The organism is Kitasatospora sp. NPDC096128, from assembly GCF_040303105.1.
In the GTDB taxonomy this organism is placed as follows: Bacteria; Actinomycetota; Actinomycetes; order Streptomycetales; family Streptomycetaceae; genus Kitasatospora.
Genome location: NZ_JBEOSP010000060.1, coordinates 1 through 15,637, shown reverse-complemented (window position 1 = coordinate 15,637; position 15,637 = coordinate 1). Strand labels below are relative to the sequence as shown.

Genomic DNA, 15,637 nt, shown 5'->3' with positions numbered 1-15,637 from the left:
CCGTCGTCAGGCCCCGCTGCCCAGCCCCGGCGGCACGGCGGTGTGGAGCGCCGAGACGAAGGCCGAGATGGCCGGGTGGGAGCCCGCGCCGGCCCGGAACGCGGCGCGGGTGCGGCGGTACATCGGCAGCCGGGTGAGGACGACGCCGGGCGGCGGCTGGGCGGTGCCCAGGTGGGGGACGAGGGCCACCCCCTGGCCGGCGGCGACCAGCGAGAGCACCGTGGTGAAGTCGTCGATCTGGTGCCGGATCCGGGGGGCGAAGCCCGCCGCCTCGCAGGCGCGGACGGCCATGGTGTGGCAGAGCGTGCCCGGCGGGGACATGATCCACGGCGCGTCGTGCTGCTCGGCGAGCACCGTCGGGGTGCGGGCGGCCAGGTACATCGGCTCGGTGAAGACCGGGCGGGTCACGGCCAGGCCCGGCTCCGGGTCGGTCGGGACGAGGTCGTACTCGTGGACCAGTGCCACGTCCAGCTCGCCCGCGCGCAGCGCCGCGCCGACGGCCGCCGGGTCCACCTCGGTGACCATCGGCTCCAGCCCCGGGTGCCAGGCGGCCAGTCCGGCGAGCACCGCCGGGATGATCGCGCGGGCCGCCGAGGGGTAGGTGCCGATCCGCAGCGGACCGGCCAACCCCCGCTTGGCGTGGGCGAGTTCGGCGCCCGCCTGCTCCAGCAGGGCGAGCACGGACTCGGCGTGGCGGACCAGGCCCAGCCCGGCCGGGGTGAGGGTGACCCGCCGCCCGGTGCGCTCCAGCAGCGGGACGCCGGCCTCCTTCTCCAGGACGGACAGCTGCTGGGACACCGCGGAGGCGCTGAAGGACAGCGCCTCGGCGACGGCCGCGATGGTGCCGAGGTGGGCGAGTTCGCGCAGCAGGCGCAGACGTCGGACGTCGAGCATCGGCCCAGCTTACGAGAAGCGTCGGAAATGTGAACTGGACCTGGGCGATCACCGGACCGCAGGATCGTCGGCATGGAACTCAAGGGCATCCACGTCCCCCTGGTCACCCCCTTCGCCGCCGACGGTTCCGTCGCCCTCGACGCGCTGGAGAAGCTCGCGCACGAGGTGCTGGACGCGGGGGCGGCCGGCCTGGTCGCGCTCGGCACCACCGGCGAGCCCGCCGCGCTGACCGCCGAGGAGCGGGACGCGGTGGTGGACGTCGCCGCGGCCGCCTGCGCCGCGCGCGGGGCGCAGCTGACCGTCGGCGCCTCCGGCGGCGACACCCGGGCCGTCGGCGAGGTGCTGGCCCTGCTCGGCGCGCGGGTGCCGCAGGCGGCGGCGCTGGTCACCACGCCCGCCTTCGTCCGGGCCGGCGAGGCCGGGACGGTCGCCCACTTCCGGGCGCTGGCCGCGGGCAGCCCGCTGCCGTTGGTCGTCTACCACATCCCGTACCGCACCGGGCAGCAGCTCTCCACCGCCGCGCTGCGCGAACTGGCCGCGATCGAGGGCGTGGTGGGCGTCAAGTACGCGACCGGCGGGCTGGACCAGACGGCCGCCGAGCTGCTCGCCGACGCCCCCGCCGGGTTCGCCTTCCTGACCGGGGAGGACGCCTTCCTGTCGCCGATGCTGGCGCTGGGCGCGGCCGGCGGCATCCTGGCCTCCGCGCACCTGGCGACCGGCCGCTTCGTCGAGCTGTACGAGGCCTGGCGGGCCGGGGACGTCGAGCGTGCCCGGGAGCTGGGGCACCGGCTGACCGGGCTGGCGCTGTCCGCGTTCACGGCGCCGAACCCGACGGTGACCAAGGGCGTGCTGCACGCCCAGGGCCGGATCCCGACCCCGGACGTGCGGCTGCCGCTGCTGCCGGCCGGGGCGGCGGAGGTCGGGGCCGCGCTGGCCCTTGTCAATGGTCTGGACCACTGAGCGCTCTCATACCGTGGAATACCAGGACGTACGACGCCCGTGACAAGGCATGATGGGCAGAGTGCGGCTGTAGACAGCACCATCCAGAGGAGTAGTCGGAATGAAGATCGGCATTGTCGGGGCCACCGGCCAGGTCGGCGGCGTGGTCCGCGAGATCCTGGCGGAGCGGGCTGGACTTCCCGGTGGAATCGGCCCGGTGGAGCAGCTGCGGCTGTTCGCCTCGGCCCGTTCGGCCGGGCGCACGCTGCCCTGGCAGGGCACCGAGGTCACCGTCGAGGACGCGGCCACGGCCGACTACACCGGCCTGGACATCGTGATCTTCTCGGCCGGCGGCTCCACCTCCAAGGCCCTGGCCCCCAAGGTCGCCGCCTCCGGCGCCGTCGTCATCGACAACTCCTCCGCCTGGCGCCGTGACCCCGACGTCCCGCTGGTCGTCTCCGAGGTCAACCCGGAGGCCATCGCCGACCGGCCCAAGGGCATCATCGCCAACCCCAACTGCACCACCATGGCGGCCATGCCCGTGCTGCGCCCGCTGCACGAGGAGGCGGGGCTCGCCGCCCTCGTCGTCTCCACCTACCAGGCCGTCTCCGGCAGCGGCGTCGCCGGTGTCGCCGAACTCCAGGACCAGGCCGCCAAGGTCGTGGACGGCGCCTCCGCGCTCGCCCACGACGGCTCCGCCGTCGAGTTCCCCGAGCCCAAGGTCTACCGGCGGCCGATCGCCTTCAACGTGGTGCCGCTGGCCGGCTCCATCGTCGAGGACGGCTCCAACGAGACCGACGAGGAGCAGAAGCTCCGCCACGAGAGCCGCAAGATCCTCGGCATCCCCGAGCTCAAGGTCGCCGGCACCTGCGTGCGCGTCCCGGTCTTCTCCGGCCACTCGCTGCAGATCAACGCCCGCTTCGAGCGCCCGATCAGCCCCGAGCGGGCCGTCGAGCTGCTCGCGGCCGCCCCCGGCGTCGAGCTGTCCGAGATCCCCACCCCGCTGCAGGCCGCCGGTCAGGACCCGAGCTACGTGGGCCGCATCCGGGTCGACGAGACCGTGGCGAACGGCCTGTCGCTGTTCGTCTCGAACGACAACCTGCGCAAGGGCGCCGCGCTCAACGCCGTCCAGCTCGCCGAGCTGGTCGCCGCCGAGCTCAAGGGCTGACCCGGCTCGACCCCGCGTGACATTTGGCGGGCCCCGTCGTTGAACGGGGCCCGCCTTCGTGTTTCTTTGCGACTCATTGGGGCGGCTGTTGCGTGACCGGGACATCTGCCGAGGTTCGGGCCCCGAGCCAGGGGGAAAAGGTGACCCAACGATCGGGCGGTCAGGGGGCCCCTCACCCCGCACGTTCGGCCGACGGGCGGACCGCCCACCCAGACCGACCATCGAGGGCGAGCGGAAAGAAGGTGCGCGGATGGACCGCTGTGTCGTCCTGGTGGACGCCGGATACCTGTTGGGCGCCGCGGCCAGCCTGCTCGCCGGCGACCCCTCCCGGTCCAAGGTCACCGTCGACCACACCGCGCTGATCAGCGCCCTGCGCGAACGCGCCGAAGCCGAGACCGGGCTGCCGCTGCTACGGATCTACTGGTTCGACGCGGCCCCCGACCGCCGCCCGATGCCCGAGCACCGGCGGCTGCGCGTACTGCCCCGGGTCACCGTGCGGCTGGGCGCCCTCACCCGGGCCGAGGGGCGCTGGGTGCAGAAGGGCGTCGACGCGGCGATGCACGCCGAACTCTCCGAACTCGCCCGCAACCGGGCCTGCGCGGACGTCGTCCTGATCACCGGCGACGGGGACCTGCTGCCCGGGATGATGACCGCCAAGGAGCACGGCGTGGCCGTGCACCTGTGGGCGCTGCAGGCCGCCGACGGGGACTTCAACCAGTCCGAGGACCTGGTCGGCGAGGCCGACGAGCGGCGGGTCCTGGACCGCGAGTGGATCGAGGGGTCCTTCTCGCTGCGCGACCACTCCACCGTCTTCCCGGCGCCCGGGACCGGCGGCGCCCGGCAGGAGATCGCCAAGATCCTCGCCGCCCCGCCGGCCTCCCTGCCCAGCGTGGCGCCCCCGGTCGTCCGGCCGGCCGTCGCCGAAGGCGGTTCCGACGCGCCTGCCGCGAACGGGCGGCCCCAGCCGGCCGCCGCCCTGCGCGTGGTGCCCACCCCGAAGGACCTCGCCGGGCGGGTCTCGGCCGTCAGCCCGATCACCCCGGCCGTCAACGGGCACGCCAACGGACACGCCAACGGGCAGGCGGCGGCCGGGCAGGCCGCCAACGGGCACGCGGCCGCCGGGCCGGTGCTGCGCTGGTCCTCCGACCGGGGCTGGGTCGACCGGCCCGCCCCCGAGCCCTCCGTCACCGCCGGGGACGGCCTGCCCACCCTGGCCCAGCTCACCACCGCCGAACAGCGCTGGGCCGACCGCGAGGAGGACATCACCACCATCGGCGGCGACGCCCACGAAGTCGGGCAGGTCTTCGCCCGCCGCTGGAGCGACCGCCTCGGCGACCTCGAACGACTCACCCTGCTCTGGCCCGACTACCCGCGCATCCCGCACCGGGTCGACGGCGAGCTGCTGCGCTACGCGGCCCGCTTCGGACTGCTCGCCCACAAGGACGACCAGATCGACGAGCACGACCGCTACGCCATCCGGGCGGGGTTCTGGAAGGAGTTGGCGGCCCGGGTCCCGGGCGGGTCGATGGTGGTGGACGACTGACGCGTCCCGGCGGCCTCCGGGGACCGGCCCCCGTTGTCCGGTTCGCCCGTGTGAGCGCGTAAAGTCTCCGGTCGTGGAAGAGACGGCCGGGCGAGCACCCCAGGACACCCCCGCGCCGTGCGTCGCCGTACGCGATCTGGTCCGGACCTACCGCACCGGGCGCGGCCCCGCCGCCACCGCGATCCGGGCCAACGACGGGATCAGCCTCACCGTCCGGCGGGGCGAGATCTTCGGGCTGCTCGGGCCCAACGGCGCCGGGAAGTCCACGCTCGTCCGCCAGCTCACCGGCCTGCTGCGGCCGGACTCCGGCACCGTCGAACTGCTCGGGCACGACATCGTGCGGCACCCGGAGCGGGCCGCCCGGCTGCTCGGCTACCTCGGGCAGGAATCCACCGCCCTGGACGAGCTGACCGTCGCACTGGCCGCCGAGACCACCGGACGGCTGCGAGGGCTCTCGCGCGCGGCGGCCCGCGGCGCGGCCGCGGACGTCCTCACCGAGCTCGGGCTGGAGCCGATCGCCGGCCGCCCGCTGGCCAAGCTGTCCGGCGGGCAGCGGCGGCTCGCCTGCTTCGCGGCCGCCCTGGTGGGGGAGCGGCCGCTGCTCGTCCTCGACGAACCCACCACCGGCATGGACCCGGTCGCCCGGCGGGCCGTCTGGTCGGCCGTCGACCGGCGGCGGGCCGAACACGGGACGACGGTGCTGCTGGTCACCCACAACGTGATCGAGGCGGAGACGGTGCTCGACCGGGTCGCCGTGATCGACGAGGGCCGGGTGATCGCCTGCGACACGCCCGGCGGGCTGAAGGCCCTGGTGGACGGCGACGTCCGGCTCGACCTGGTCTGGCGGGACGAGGCCCCGATCGGCGTCCCCGCCGTCGCCGAACTGGCCGGCCGGGCCGAACGCACCGGGCGCCGCTGGACCGTCCGCACCACCCCCGAGCAGGCCCGCGAACTGGTCGCCGCCGTCACCACCGGCCCGGCCTTCGCCGCCCTCGACGACTTCACCCTCGCCACCCCCAGCCTTGAGGACGCCTACCTCAAGCTGGGCGGCCGCCACGGAGGACTGGCCAAGTGACGCTGCTCTCGGTGCCCCCGCAGACCCGCCGGTCCACGGCCGCCGCCCCGCTCGCCCCCGCCGCCCGGCTGCTCCCCGCCCTGGCCGCGGTCTACCGGGCGCAGCTGACCCGGGCGAAGGTCGCGCGGATCCCGCTGCTGTTCGTGGCCACCTTCCAGTCCGTCGGCATCCTGGTGATGATGCGGGGCGTCGTGGACGCCGGGCAGACCTCGGCGGCGCGGTCGGTGGTCGCCGGGTCGAGCGTGCTGGTGGTCGCCTTCGTCGCGCTGAACCTGCTGGCCCAGTACTTCGGGAAGCTCCGCGCCACCGGCGGACTCGACCACTACGCGACGCTGCCCGTCCCGGCGGCCTCGGTGGTGCTCGGCGCGGCCGCCGCGTACGCCTCGTTCACGCTGCCCGGGACGCTCGTTACGGCCGGCATCGGCGCGGTGATGTTCGGGCTGCCGCTCGGCCAGCTGTGGGTGCTGCTCGCCGTCGTGCCGCTCGCCGGGGCGGCCCTGTCCGGGCTCGGCGCGGCCTGCGGGCTGCTGGCGCCGCGGCAGGAGATCGCGACGATGCTCGGGCAGCTCGGCATGTCGGCGGCGCTGCTGCTCGGCGTGCTGCCGGTCGACCACCTGCCGCAGCCGGTGCTGTGGCTGCGCGACCTGCTGCCCTCCACGTACGGGGTCGAGGCCTTCGCGCGGACCTTCGCGCCGGACCCGGACTGGGGGATGGTGCTCGCCGACCTCGGGGTCTGCGCGGGGGTGGGCGTGGTGTCGCTGGCCCTGGCCACCTGGGCGTACCGGCGGGCCGTCGCGCGGTAGGCCGCTCCGGACGGGCGGTGTGGTGGGCGGGTGTGGTGGGCGGTGCGGTCGTTCGGACGGGCGTCGTGAAACGATGGGACCCGTGACCGTACCGAACACACCTCCGGAACCCGCCCGTGCCGACGCGCCGGCCGAGCCGGGAGCCGTACCCGACCCGTTCGCGCCGCCGCCGGTCTCCGACCAGGAGCCGCCCGCCGGGCTGCCCGCGGCGCCGCCCGAGGTCGAGCACCGGGTGCCGGCCGAGCTGCGGATCGGCGCCGGGGTCGTGCTCGTGTGCCTGCTGGTCGGACTGGCGATGGCCGGGCTGTGGGCCTGGCTGGCGCCCAAGGTGCCACTGGTCGTGGACGGGGACCGGATCCTCTACGTGGACCCCGAGGGCGAGCAGCGGGCCGGCGCCGACGCGGTGTTCGTACTGATCGGGCTGGGCGCCGGGATCCTCACCGCGCTCGGGGCCTTCCTGGTGACCCGCAAGCGCGGCGGCGGGATCTCGGTCGCGCTGGGGCTGGCGATCGGCGGACTGCTCGGCTCGTACGGGGCCTGGAAGCTCGGCCGCCGGCTCGGGCCGAGCGACAACCTGATCGGCGAGGCCCGGCGGGTCGGCAACGGCGGGCACTTCGACGCGAGCATCGACCTGGGGGCGCTGGGCGCGCTGCTGGTGTGGCCGATGGCGGCGATGGTGGTGCTGCTGGCGCTGTCGGCGGCGTTCGGGAAGCGGGAGGAGGACCCGCCGCCGTACTGGGGGGTGCCGGCGGGGACGTACGGGGACCCTGCGGGTCAGGCTCCGGCGGACGGGCCGGTCTCGGCGTCGGAGGACCGGAAGCAGGGCTGATCGACGTGAGCGGGGCGGGCGGCCGGCGGCCGGGCACAGGCCGCAGCCTTCCGCCCCGCGCAGTTCCCCGCGCCCCTTTTCGGGGCGCGGGGATTTCTGTCGGGAGGGGTGCCCGCCGACTCAGCGGGCGATCGGGGCGGTGCGGGCGCGGGTGAGGGCGATCAGGTCGGCGGGGGCCAGCTCCACCTCGAGGCCGCGGCGGCCCGCCGACACGTAGACGGTGGGGTGGGTCAGGGCGCTGGCGTCGACCACGGTGCGCAGCGGGCGGCGCTGGCCGAGCGGGGAGATGCCGCCGAGGACGTAGCCGCTGCTGCGTTCGGCGGCGGCCGGGTCGGCCATCGCGGCGCGCTTGCCGCCGACGGCCGTGGCCAGGGCCTTGAGGTCGAGCTGGCCGGCGACCGGGACGACGCCGACGGTGAGGGTGCCGTCCACGTCGGCGACCAGGGTCTTGAAGACGCGCTCGGCGGCCACGCCCAGGGCCTCGGCGGCCTCGCCGCCGTAGGAGGCGGCGGCCGGGTCGTGCTCGTAGGCGTGGACGGTGTACGGGACGGCGGCGGTCTCCAGGGCGACTGTGGCGGGGGTGCCCTGGCCGCCCTTCTTCGGCTTCTTGGCCATCTGGGGGGGTGCCTCGGGGTGGCTCGGTTGGGTCGGCTGGGTCGGCTGGGTCAGTTGGGTCAGTTGGGGCTGAAGGACTGGCGGGTCAGGTCGACCGCGGGCAGCGAGGGCAGCCAGCTGAGCACCGCGCTCTCGCGGCGCAGCAGGTCGAGTTCGGCGCGCAGCCGCTGGGCGGTGTCGGGGCAGGCGAGCAGCTGCTGCTTGACCGGGGTCTCGAACACCGAGGCGGCGGCGACCAGGTAGGAGAGCACCTGGGGGTCGTCGGGGAGTTCCTGGCGGCCGTGGGTGCTGGCCTCGCGGGCGCCGGCCAGGCGCTTCTGGTAGACCCGGAAGGCCCGCTCGACCTCGGCCGCGAGGGCGCCGGAGCCCTCGCCGGGAAGCTCCTCCACCGGCTCGATCTCACCGGTCAGGTACGGGCCGCCGACGTCGACCGAGCCGGGCCGGAGCTGGAACCGGGTGGTGCCGGTGACCAGCAGCTCGTAGCGGCCGTCGGGCTGGGGCTGGGCGGAGGAGATGTCGGCGACGCAGCCGAGGTGGTACATCGCCTCCAGCGGGTCCCCGGTGACGGTACCCAGACCGTCCAGCGGCCCGGCCGGGCCCTCCTCGGCGGGCCGGACCGGGGCGGTCTCGCGGCCGTCCTTGATGGCGAGCACGCCGAATCGGCGCGGCTCGTCCTCGGGCTGTTCGAGCAGATCGGCGACGAGCCGGCGGTATCGCTCCTCGAAGACGTTCAGGGGCAGCACCAGGCCCGGGTAGAGCACGGTGTTCAGCGGGAAGAGCGGCAGCCGTTCTGTCACGGCGGACAGCGTAGTTCCCCGGCGCCCCGCCTTGTCGCGCGGCTGTCGCAGCGCGGACCCTTGGACACGCACCGTGTTCACGCGGTGGCCAAGAGACCGTGCCCGCGCAGGGCTGCCCGGGCCCGGGCAGCGCCACCGGGCGTGGCGGCGGAGCCGATGCCGAGCGCGAGCGTTCTCGTCCCTCCGAGGCCCGCGCAAGGGCGGCAGATGCCGGGCCGGGGCACCGGGTCGTGGCACTCGGCGCACTCCGCGGGGGAGGGGTGCGGCGCTCGCTCGGGCGGCAGCTTGCGTTGCAGGCGGTCGCGGAGGACCGCCGCCGGGGAGTGCATCGGCTGGGGCAGCCCGGGGAGCAGCGCGAGAGCCAATCCGGCCTCGTCGCTGCCCCGCGCCAGCCACTCGCTGACGAGCGGCGCCAGCTGTGCCGCCTCGGCCTCGCCGAGGCGCAGCCGGGGCTCGGACCGGATCGCCCGGAACAGCGTGGCCACCGCCGTACGGGTCCGTTCATCCGGGAGGGTGGGTTTTTCCCCCGGGTCCTTTACCGGAGGGGTGACAGCGCGGCCGGTGCCCCGCTCACCGGAGGCCGGACGGGGGACAGCCGGTGCGTGTCGTGGGGTGTCGAAGACGTGGGCCTCGGAGCGGAGGGTCCCGTCGGGCAGCCGGACGGTGTCGACCCGGTAGTACCCGGCGTCCTTCAACTCCTTGAGCGCCCGCCGGACGGCCCCGCGCCCCTGCGGACTGGTGTCGGCCATCTGCCGACCGTCCTCGCGCCACCCGTTCGGGCGGGAGAGCAGATCGGCGAGGAGTCCTCGGGCGGTGTAGCTGAGCCGACGGTCCTGGAGGAGGCCGTTGGGAAGCACGGTGAACGAGCGCGCGTGGGCGCTACGATGAATCTGCATCTGGAGTTGCTGCTCCTGGTGCCGGACCCCGGGATGTTGCTGCATCGCCGGGGTCAACTGTGTTCTGTTGATGATGCGCAACGTAGCACGGCAATCACACTGAGTGCGAAGCGTTCGCGAAAAGCCGTGGCCCGGACCACGGTTGCCGCCATGGCCCGGCCTCTCGGGATGGTCGCTCAGGTGACGGCGGCGCCGTACCGGCTCGTCAGCCGCCGGACTTCGGCATCCTTGAACGCCTGCACTTCTTCCACGATTCCGCTCTTCGACAACTCGGCCACGGGGACGCAGAGGTCCATACGCTGAATGCAGACGCCGACCATGTACTCGCCCTGCTCGGTGAGATAGAGCCGGACGCCGTAGTAGCCCTCCTGACAGTCCGAGTCGTTGTTGAAGCGGCACGACGCGCAGGTGTCCGGGAGCCGTACCGGCAACAGGCGTTTCACGTAGACCGCCCGGCTGCCGAGTGCTCGGTAGAGGGTGCGTTCGTCGGAGGTGCCAGCGGTGAACGTTCGGAGCACGGGCTCCGCGCCGACTCGGTCGAGCACTTCGGAGATCGCCGCGATCGACTCAGCTCTGTGCTGGATGCTGGTGAGCATCCGAACATCCGCGAACTGACCGTACGATTCGACCAGGTTGACGACCCGGTCGACATGCGCTGTGCCGGGAACGACGATGTTCACGGAGGCCTTCACCCCGTTGGAGACGGCGGCCCGGATGGTCTGCTCGGCGGCACGAATCTTGCTCTCGGCCAGCCCCGAAGACTTGAAGCGCTCGGACTGAACGCTCTGGAGTTCTTCGGCGGTCGTGCCGAAGACGGAGACGTTGACCCGGTTCAGGCCGGAGGCCGAGCAGTCCGGCAGCACCTGCTGGCCGCGCTCACCGTTGCTGGTCATTCCGACGCTCAGGCCCATTCCGGTGAGCGCCGAGACCAGCGCGGAGACCTCCGTGTGGAGGGTGGGCTCTCCGCCGGTGAGGTGGACCTCGTTGGCATTGAACGCCCTCGTGACGGTCCGCACCGCACGGCGGAAGTGGATGTCCGGGATCATCTTCGAAGCGAGGAAGGCGACGCCGTTGGACTCGCTGTAGATCGAAACGCGCCCGGTCCTGCCCGGCCCCGCGACAAAGGGAAGCAGGGCGCGGCCCTTGTTGTCGGCGGTGACCGGTGTTCCCTCGTTGTGGCAGAACGTACAGGTCAACCCGCAGTCGTCGATCACCTTGATGCGGATGGTCCTGTCCCGGACGACCCGGATCGCCGGGTGTTGGGTTACTGGCAAGGGATGCTCCCGTTACTCGAAGGTGAGTCGGGGAATCGCTTCGATGTCGATTCCGTACCGGCGGTAGACCTTGGTCGTGTTCTCGCTCGTCAGCTCGGCGACGGGGAGCCCGAGCGCGAGCGCGGTCGCGTGGACGTGTTCGGCACTGTTGCCCTCGATCTCCACGTACGGGGGGATCAGCGGCCACTCGTCGATCTCGATGGCCGCGCCGCCCAGCGTCCAGGAGGAGCGACGGTTCTCCTGGTACGCCTTCGGCTGGTAGCCGAGTTTGCCGAGGAGCGTGTTCACAGCGTCGAAGTCGCCGACGGTCGTCTCCGTCTCGGTCACGCCGTCGATCGCGTCGGAGTGGATCTCCTTGACGCACAGCGTGATGTCGCTGCCGGTGTCTCGCAGACGCACCCACGTCCCGGGACGACCCGGGACGTCGTAGACGTAGCGACGCTGGAAGCGGTCGGCCACGTGATCGGCCCCAGCCTCGGCTAGCAGCGCGCGGATCTTCTCCGGCTCGACGTTGAGGATCTTTGCCTCGAACTCAATTGCGGTCATTGGCTGTTGCCTTCCTTGAAGCCGTACGGGACGCGGGAGCGAACGATATCGGCGATTGCGCGGGCGACCTGTTCCGGCGTGCGGTCGCTGCTGTCCACGCGAAGGAGGTTGAAGGCCCGGTACACGCGGGAGCTCTCGACCACGTTGGGTTCCTCCCGCTGGTGCCAGTAGCTCAGCGTTCCGCGCTCAGCCCGCCGACGGAGTCGCTCCTGGCGAATTCGCTCGTCCACCTCCAGCAGGATCGGCACATTCGGCACCAGGGCCCCGCTCGGGTACTCAGGGGGCCAGTCGTGCCCCATGGCCCTGTGCGTGGCGATGGTGCGCGGGAAGTAGGACTCGACCACTACAGACCGCCCGCTCTCCGTGAGTGCTCGGGCCGTCTCCGAGGTCATGTGGTTCGCCATAAGCCACCAGTGGAATCGCGCCGGCAGGTTGCCGGTGGCATCCATCTCCGCGCGCATGCGGGGGAACGTCGGCGAGGCGTCGTGCGTGAGGTGGACGCCGTTGACGAAGGCGGCGACCAGTGGGGCGACGGTGCTCTTCCCGCTCGCGCTGAGACCGTCGAGGGTGATGAAGGATCCTCGGGGCGCATCCATTCGAACTCCGTTCCTTGGTCGATCATTGGGTTGTTGGTTGTGACACCCCGCCCCGGCGGCCAGGGCCCAGGACGGGGTGCTCGAGTCACGCCGAACGCGTCGGACGGCTCGCGATCTGGTCGTTGGCGGCGCGTAGGAGGACGGCCATGCGTCGGCTGCCCGTGATCAGCTGGTCAGCCGCGCACTCGAACCACACGGTCTTCCCCGAGCTGGTCGGGTGCCAGCCCCAGGAGTGCGCGAGCTCCTCGACAAGGAGCAGCCCACGGCCACCCGTGATGGTGTCCTGTGCAGCCTCCCGATCCGGAAGGGCCAGGCTCGAATCGGTGACCGCTACGCGCAACCGTTCGCCCGTCCACCGAACCGAGACCCGACACCGTGCACGGGTGTGCTCGATGGCGTTGGCCAACAACTCGTCAGCGCAGAGCTCCACATCCCGCAGGGCGGCGTCCGACATAGGCACCTGCCAGGCTTCGGCAATCTTCCGGATCAGGCGACGAGAGGGCGGCACTGCCCTCGGCTCCGGTTCGACGTCCCATTCCTGCGGCGCGGGCAACGGGGCGGGGTCGGGCGGGCTCATCAACGTGGCCGCGGGGTCGTCGACGGGCATACGGCCTCCAGCCGTTGAGAGTTGCGAGGGGGAGGGCCCGGCCTGACCGAGGCCCGGGTACGACGCTGCAGTGACGTCGCCCGGGGGCCTTCCCGACAGCACCGGCGTAACCGGCCCATCACCCCGGGCGACTGAGAAACCATCAAACGCCTGCGGTGCGGGTAGGGGCAGGGCGATCCTGTAGGCAGAAGCTAGGCAGTTCACTAGGCTGTCTGGCCCTCACCAACGGCACCGCGTAGACGGGCCTCGGATGACCAACGACGCTCTACGAAGGCTTCGTCTTGGGCGAGAGTGGACCCAAGGCGAGGTCGCGAGCCGGGCGAACGCCCGGATCAAGGCCGCGACCGGCCGTGAGTCGGCGATTGACGCCAATGTGATCAGCCGATTAGAACGTGGCGTGATCCGCTGGCCCGATGCGGATGTCCGTGATGCTCTTCGCGGCGTCTTCGGCGTGGCCACGAACGCAGAGCTGGGACTGTTCCCGAAGCGGACCCGGCGGGACCGTGAGGAGGTGAGTGAGTCGAAGCGCCGTGACTTCTTGGCCGTCTCTCTGGCCTCGATCCTGCCGGACGTGGTGCCATCTCCATCTTTCGTGGGGATGAAGGACGTTGACGATATTGCAGAGCGGACCTTCGCTCTGGAGGAGTGGGACCGGCGAAGCGGAGGTATTGCCACTCGCCATCTGGCCTTCGGCGAACTGCGGAGCGCTGTCGATCTCACCAAGTCGTCGATGGGACCGCGTGTCCGCGACCGGCTGTGTGGCCAGATCGCCAATCTCGCCGACCTTGCAGCGTGGTCGGCGTTCGACGCGGGTCAGAACTCGCCGGCACGCAGCACATTCGGGCTCGGCATCAAGGCGGCCCAGGAGGCCGGCGACGACGGGCTCCTGTGTCACGTCGCGACCGGCCTCGCCCGCCAGGAGATCGCCGAGCGCAAGCCCGGAGATGCTGTCGCCCTGGCCGACATGGCCATGGGCAACGTGCCCTTGTCGGCGCTCGCAATGATCGCGGCGGTCAAGGCCCAGGCGTACGCCATCCAAGGTGACGAACCCGAGGTGGTGCGGCAGATCGCCCTTGCGGAGTCGATCTACAGCCGCGTTACCGACCTCCGCAGTGAACCGCGCTGGATGTGGTACTTCACTGAACACAAGCTGCACGGCGAGACCGGTCACGCCCTCTACCTGCTTGCGACGGTCAAGGGGAAACCTGTATCCGATCTGGTGTCCCGACTCCGCCGAGCCGTGGACTCCCAGACCTCCAACCGAGCCCGCTCGAAGGCGATCGACACCGCCCAACTGGCCACAGTGCTCTACCGCCAGGGCGCCCGCGAAGAAGCTGAGCACTACGCCTACACAGCCACCGACCTTTCCGCCGTCGTCCGCTCCGCGCGACTGGACGCCGCACTGGCCGAGATGAGGAGAGCCCAGGCATGACCATCGAAGACGTGATCAAGGAAGCTGCAGCTCGGGGCGTCACGGGTCTTCCCGAACCGTCCCGGCTCACCCACATCCGGGTATGGCCTGGGGCGTCGCAGTGGGTCGGCGAGGTCGGCGAGCCGCCCCACAACGAGACCGTGGGCGACGGCATGTTCGACACCAAGGACGAGGCGCAGGAAGCCGCGTTGAAGGCTGTCTCCAACGGCCGGGCCTTGCTGGTCGCCCTGCTTCCGGCGGATCTCGCAGCGCTGGCCGAGCAGTGGCCGGAGCCTACCGTGACCGCGTGGGACAACTGACCGCTCCTCGGCCGTTGCCGCTGTCCCGGTGAGTGTCTTTCGTGCGCCCCGGCCGTTCTCGGTCGGGGCGCACGGGTGATCTTGTGTGCCCATGGTTTCGGCGGCCCCGGCCATTCTGGCCGGGGCCGCCGTCGAATCGTAGGTTCCTGGATGGGGTGGACGGGCGGGACCTCGCCAAACGCCCAACCTCGCCCACGGCGACCTCTCCGGCGTGAAGTAGAAGCTCTCGAACTGCACTGACGAACCCTCCGGAGCTGCCCCAGTGAAGAGCAACACCGCACAGCAGGACGTTGCAGTCACTGACACTACGATCCTCGCGAACAGCGCCTATGCCGACGGGCACCACCTGGCCGCCCGCCAGTCCATCTACAGATGGCAGCGACCCCAGTACGACCTTCCCGGGATAGTCGTCGAAGAGTTGGCCGGTACGAGCGGGATCGTCTTCGACGTCGGCTGTGGCAACGGCACGTTCGTGAGCCGTCTGCGCAAGGACCGGCCGGACCTTCGGCTCGTCGGGATGGACATCTCGATGGGCATCCTCACGGATGTCGAGAAGCCGGTTCTGGTGGCGGACGCTCAGGCCCTGCCCTTCGCCGGCGACAGCGCAGACGCCGTACTCGCACTGCACATGCTGTACCACGTCACCGATATCGAGGCCACGATCAAAGAACTGGCCCGTGTCCTCCGGCCTGGCGGAGTGCTCATCGCGTCGACCAACAGTGACACCGACAAGCAGGAGCTGGACCGGCTCTGGGCCCGGGCCGCAGGCGAGGTCCTCGGAATTCCCGAGGGGCCGGCACGGGTCTCGCTCAGCTCCCGCTTCTCCCTGGAGAAGGCCCCCGGTTACCTCAAGACGGTATTCAAGGACATCCGGGTCCGGGAGTTGCCCGGCATCATCCAGGTCACTGATCCCGCGCCGATCGTCGCCCATCTGGCCTCCTACGAAGCATGGGCCGATCAAAGCGGTGTCCCGTTCCACGAAACCGTCAGCCAGGCAGCCGAGATCGTGACCGCCACGATCGAGACGGAGGGGTCATTCAAGATCACATGCCTCGGCGGCATCCTGATCTGCCGTGATCCTCTCTAGATCTGCGCAGGAAGTCGGTCCGGCCGACTTCCTGCGCGCCAGCCGTCGCCGATTCGGCGAGGCCGAAGCGGCGACGAGGGAAAGCCGGTGGTCGTTGGTCTCCCGTTACTCGAAGGTGAGGCGCGCCCATTGCCGGGGGGGGCCGCCGCGGTGGGGGGGGGGGCCGCGGCGTATGTGCATGAGCCGGAGGAGGACAAGTGGGGGCGGGCGGGGTGAAGCGCCCCGCCCAATCTAAAA

General features: G+C 71.9%; 17 protein-coding genes. 9 read left to right on the top strand and 8 right to left on the bottom strand.

Features of this window, described 5'->3' with window-relative positions; genetic code table 11:
• Positions 1-6 precede the first annotated feature (6 nt).
• On the bottom strand, positions 7-894 hold the full coding sequence (locus ABTY61_RS37755) for a LysR family transcriptional regulator (RefSeq protein ID WP_350509724.1): 888 nt from the start codon (positions 892-894) through the stop codon (positions 7-9).
• 72 nt (positions 895-966) lie between these two features.
• On the opposite strand from ABTY61_RS37755, the gene ABTY61_RS37750 reads away from it, so the two are divergent.
• The 6 genes from ABTY61_RS37750 to ABTY61_RS37725 all read left to right on the top strand — a co-directional run bounded on the left by ABTY61_RS37750 (position 967) and on the right by ABTY61_RS37725 (position 7,251).
• Positions 967-1,854, top strand: coding sequence for a dihydrodipicolinate synthase family protein (locus ABTY61_RS37750; protein WP_350509723.1), 888 nt, complete (start codon positions 967-969; stop codon positions 1,852-1,854).
• 100 nt (positions 1,855-1,954) lie between these two features.
• The gene (locus ABTY61_RS37745) at positions 1,955-3,001 is read left to right on the top strand and encodes an aspartate-semialdehyde dehydrogenase (protein ID WP_350509722.1); all 1,047 of its coding nucleotides are present in this window, start codon (positions 1,955-1,957) and stop codon (positions 2,999-3,001) included.
• A 250-nt stretch (positions 3,002-3,251) separates the two neighbouring features.
• Positions 3,252-4,544, top strand: a complete 1,293-nt coding sequence (locus tag ABTY61_RS37740) for an NYN domain-containing protein (protein WP_350509721.1) — start codon at positions 3,252-3,254, stop codon at positions 4,542-4,544.
• A 73-nt stretch (positions 4,545-4,617) separates the two neighbouring features.
• On the top strand, positions 4,618-5,619 hold the full coding sequence (locus tag ABTY61_RS37735) for an ABC transporter ATP-binding protein (protein WP_502895497.1): 1,002 nt from the start codon (positions 4,618-4,620) through the stop codon (positions 5,617-5,619).
• Positions 5,616-6,422: an ABC transporter permease gene (locus tag ABTY61_RS37730; RefSeq protein ID WP_350509720.1), complete on the top strand. Its 807-nt coding sequence runs from the start codon at positions 5,616-5,618 to the stop codon at positions 6,420-6,422. The genes ABTY61_RS37735 and ABTY61_RS37730 overlap by 4 nt, the downstream gene beginning before the upstream one ends.
• A gap of 82 nt (positions 6,423-6,504) precedes the next feature.
• A complete protein-coding gene (locus ABTY61_RS37725; protein ID WP_350509719.1) occupies positions 6,505-7,251 on the top strand; it encodes a hypothetical protein in 747 nt (248 codons plus the stop codon).
• A gap of 120 nt (positions 7,252-7,371) precedes the next feature.
• On the opposite strand, the gene ybaK is transcribed toward ABTY61_RS37725, so the two are convergent.
• The 7 genes from ybaK to ABTY61_RS37690 all read right to left on the bottom strand — a co-directional run bounded on the left by ybaK (position 7,372) and on the right by ABTY61_RS37690 (position 12,582).
• Positions 7,372-7,866: a Cys-tRNA(Pro) deacylase gene (gene ybaK, locus ABTY61_RS37720; protein WP_350509718.1), complete on the bottom strand. Its 495-nt coding sequence runs from the start codon at positions 7,864-7,866 to the stop codon at positions 7,372-7,374.
• Positions 7,867-7,925: 59 nt separating this feature from the next.
• On the bottom strand, positions 7,926-8,663 hold the full coding sequence (locus ABTY61_RS37715) for an LON peptidase substrate-binding domain-containing protein (RefSeq protein ID WP_350509717.1): 738 nt from the start codon (positions 8,661-8,663) through the stop codon (positions 7,926-7,928).
• Positions 8,664-8,740: 77 nt separating this feature from the next.
• A complete protein-coding gene (locus tag ABTY61_RS37710; RefSeq protein ID WP_350509716.1) occupies positions 8,741-9,559 on the bottom strand; it encodes a hypothetical protein in 819 nt (272 codons plus the stop codon).
• 176 nt (positions 9,560-9,735) lie between these two features.
• Positions 9,736-10,773, bottom strand: a complete 1,038-nt coding sequence (locus ABTY61_RS37705; RefSeq protein ID WP_350509715.1) for a radical SAM protein — start codon at positions 10,771-10,773, stop codon at positions 9,736-9,738.
• 72 nt (positions 10,774-10,845) lie between these two features.
• Entirely contained in the window at positions 10,846-11,379 is a 534-nt protein-coding gene (locus ABTY61_RS37700; RefSeq protein WP_350509714.1) for a class IV adenylate cyclase, read from the bottom strand.
• Positions 11,376-11,975 carry a P-loop nucleotide/nucleoside kinase family protein gene (locus tag ABTY61_RS37695; RefSeq protein WP_350509713.1) on the bottom strand — a complete coding sequence of 200 codons (600 nt, stop codon included), beginning with the start codon at positions 11,973-11,975 and terminating at the stop codon, positions 11,376-11,378. The genes ABTY61_RS37700 and ABTY61_RS37695 overlap by 4 nt, the downstream gene beginning before the upstream one ends.
• 85 nt (positions 11,976-12,060) lie before the next feature.
• Entirely contained in the window at positions 12,061-12,582 is a 522-nt protein-coding gene (locus ABTY61_RS37690; RefSeq protein WP_350509712.1) for an ATP-binding protein, read from the bottom strand.
• Between the two features lie 250 nt (positions 12,583-12,832).
• On the opposite strand from ABTY61_RS37690, the gene ABTY61_RS37685 reads away from it, so the two are divergent.
• The 3 genes from ABTY61_RS37685 (at position 12,833) to ABTY61_RS37675 (ending at position 15,400) form a co-directional block, all read left to right on the top strand.
• The gene (locus tag ABTY61_RS37685) at positions 12,833-14,014 is read left to right on the top strand and encodes a helix-turn-helix domain-containing protein (protein ID WP_350509711.1); all 1,182 of its coding nucleotides are present in this window, start codon (positions 12,833-12,835) and stop codon (positions 14,012-14,014) included.
• Positions 14,011-14,313 (top strand): hypothetical protein, encoded by a 303-nt coding sequence (locus ABTY61_RS37680; RefSeq protein WP_350509710.1) that lies wholly within the window; start codon positions 14,011-14,013, stop codon positions 14,311-14,313. The genes ABTY61_RS37685 and ABTY61_RS37680 overlap by 4 nt, the downstream gene beginning before the upstream one ends.
• A 262-nt stretch (positions 14,314-14,575) precedes the next feature.
• The gene (locus ABTY61_RS37675) at positions 14,576-15,400 is read left to right on the top strand and encodes a class I SAM-dependent methyltransferase (protein WP_350509709.1); all 825 of its coding nucleotides are present in this window, start codon (positions 14,576-14,578) and stop codon (positions 15,398-15,400) included.
• Positions 15,401-15,637 lie beyond the last annotated feature (237 nt).

Coding starts and splice junctions, on each gene's coding strand:
- ABTY61_RS37750 (WP_350509723.1), top strand. CDS start 967: ATGGAACTCAAGGGCATCCACGTCCCCCTGGTCACCCCCTTCGCCGCC.
- ABTY61_RS37695 (WP_350509713.1), bottom strand. CDS start 11,975: ATGGATGCGCCCCGAGGATCCTTCATCACCCTCGACGGTCTCAGCGCG.
- ABTY61_RS37710 (WP_350509716.1), bottom strand. CDS start 9,559: ATGCAGATTCATCGTAGCGCCCACGCGCGCTCGTTCACCGTGCTTCCC.
- ABTY61_RS37755 (WP_350509724.1), bottom strand. CDS start 894: ATGCTCGACGTCCGACGTCTGCGCCTGCTGCGCGAACTCGCCCACCTC.
- ABTY61_RS37740 (WP_350509721.1), top strand. CDS start 3,252: ATGGACCGCTGTGTCGTCCTGGTGGACGCCGGATACCTGTTGGGCGCC.
- ABTY61_RS37700 (WP_350509714.1), bottom strand. CDS start 11,379: ATGACCGCAATTGAGTTCGAGGCAAAGATCCTCAACGTCGAGCCGGAG.
- ABTY61_RS37745 (WP_350509722.1), top strand. CDS start 1,955: ATGAAGATCGGCATTGTCGGGGCCACCGGCCAGGTCGGCGGCGTGGTC.
- ABTY61_RS37690 (WP_350509712.1), bottom strand. CDS start 12,582: ATGCCCGTCGACGACCCCGCGGCCACGTTGATGAGCCCGCCCGACCCC.
- ABTY61_RS37685 (WP_350509711.1), top strand. CDS start 12,833: ATGACCAACGACGCTCTACGAAGGCTTCGTCTTGGGCGAGAGTGGACC.
- ybaK (WP_350509718.1), bottom strand. CDS start 7,866: ATGGCCAAGAAGCCGAAGAAGGGCGGCCAGGGCACCCCCGCCACAGTC.
- ABTY61_RS37680 (WP_350509710.1), top strand. CDS start 14,011: ATGACCATCGAAGACGTGATCAAGGAAGCTGCAGCTCGGGGCGTCACG.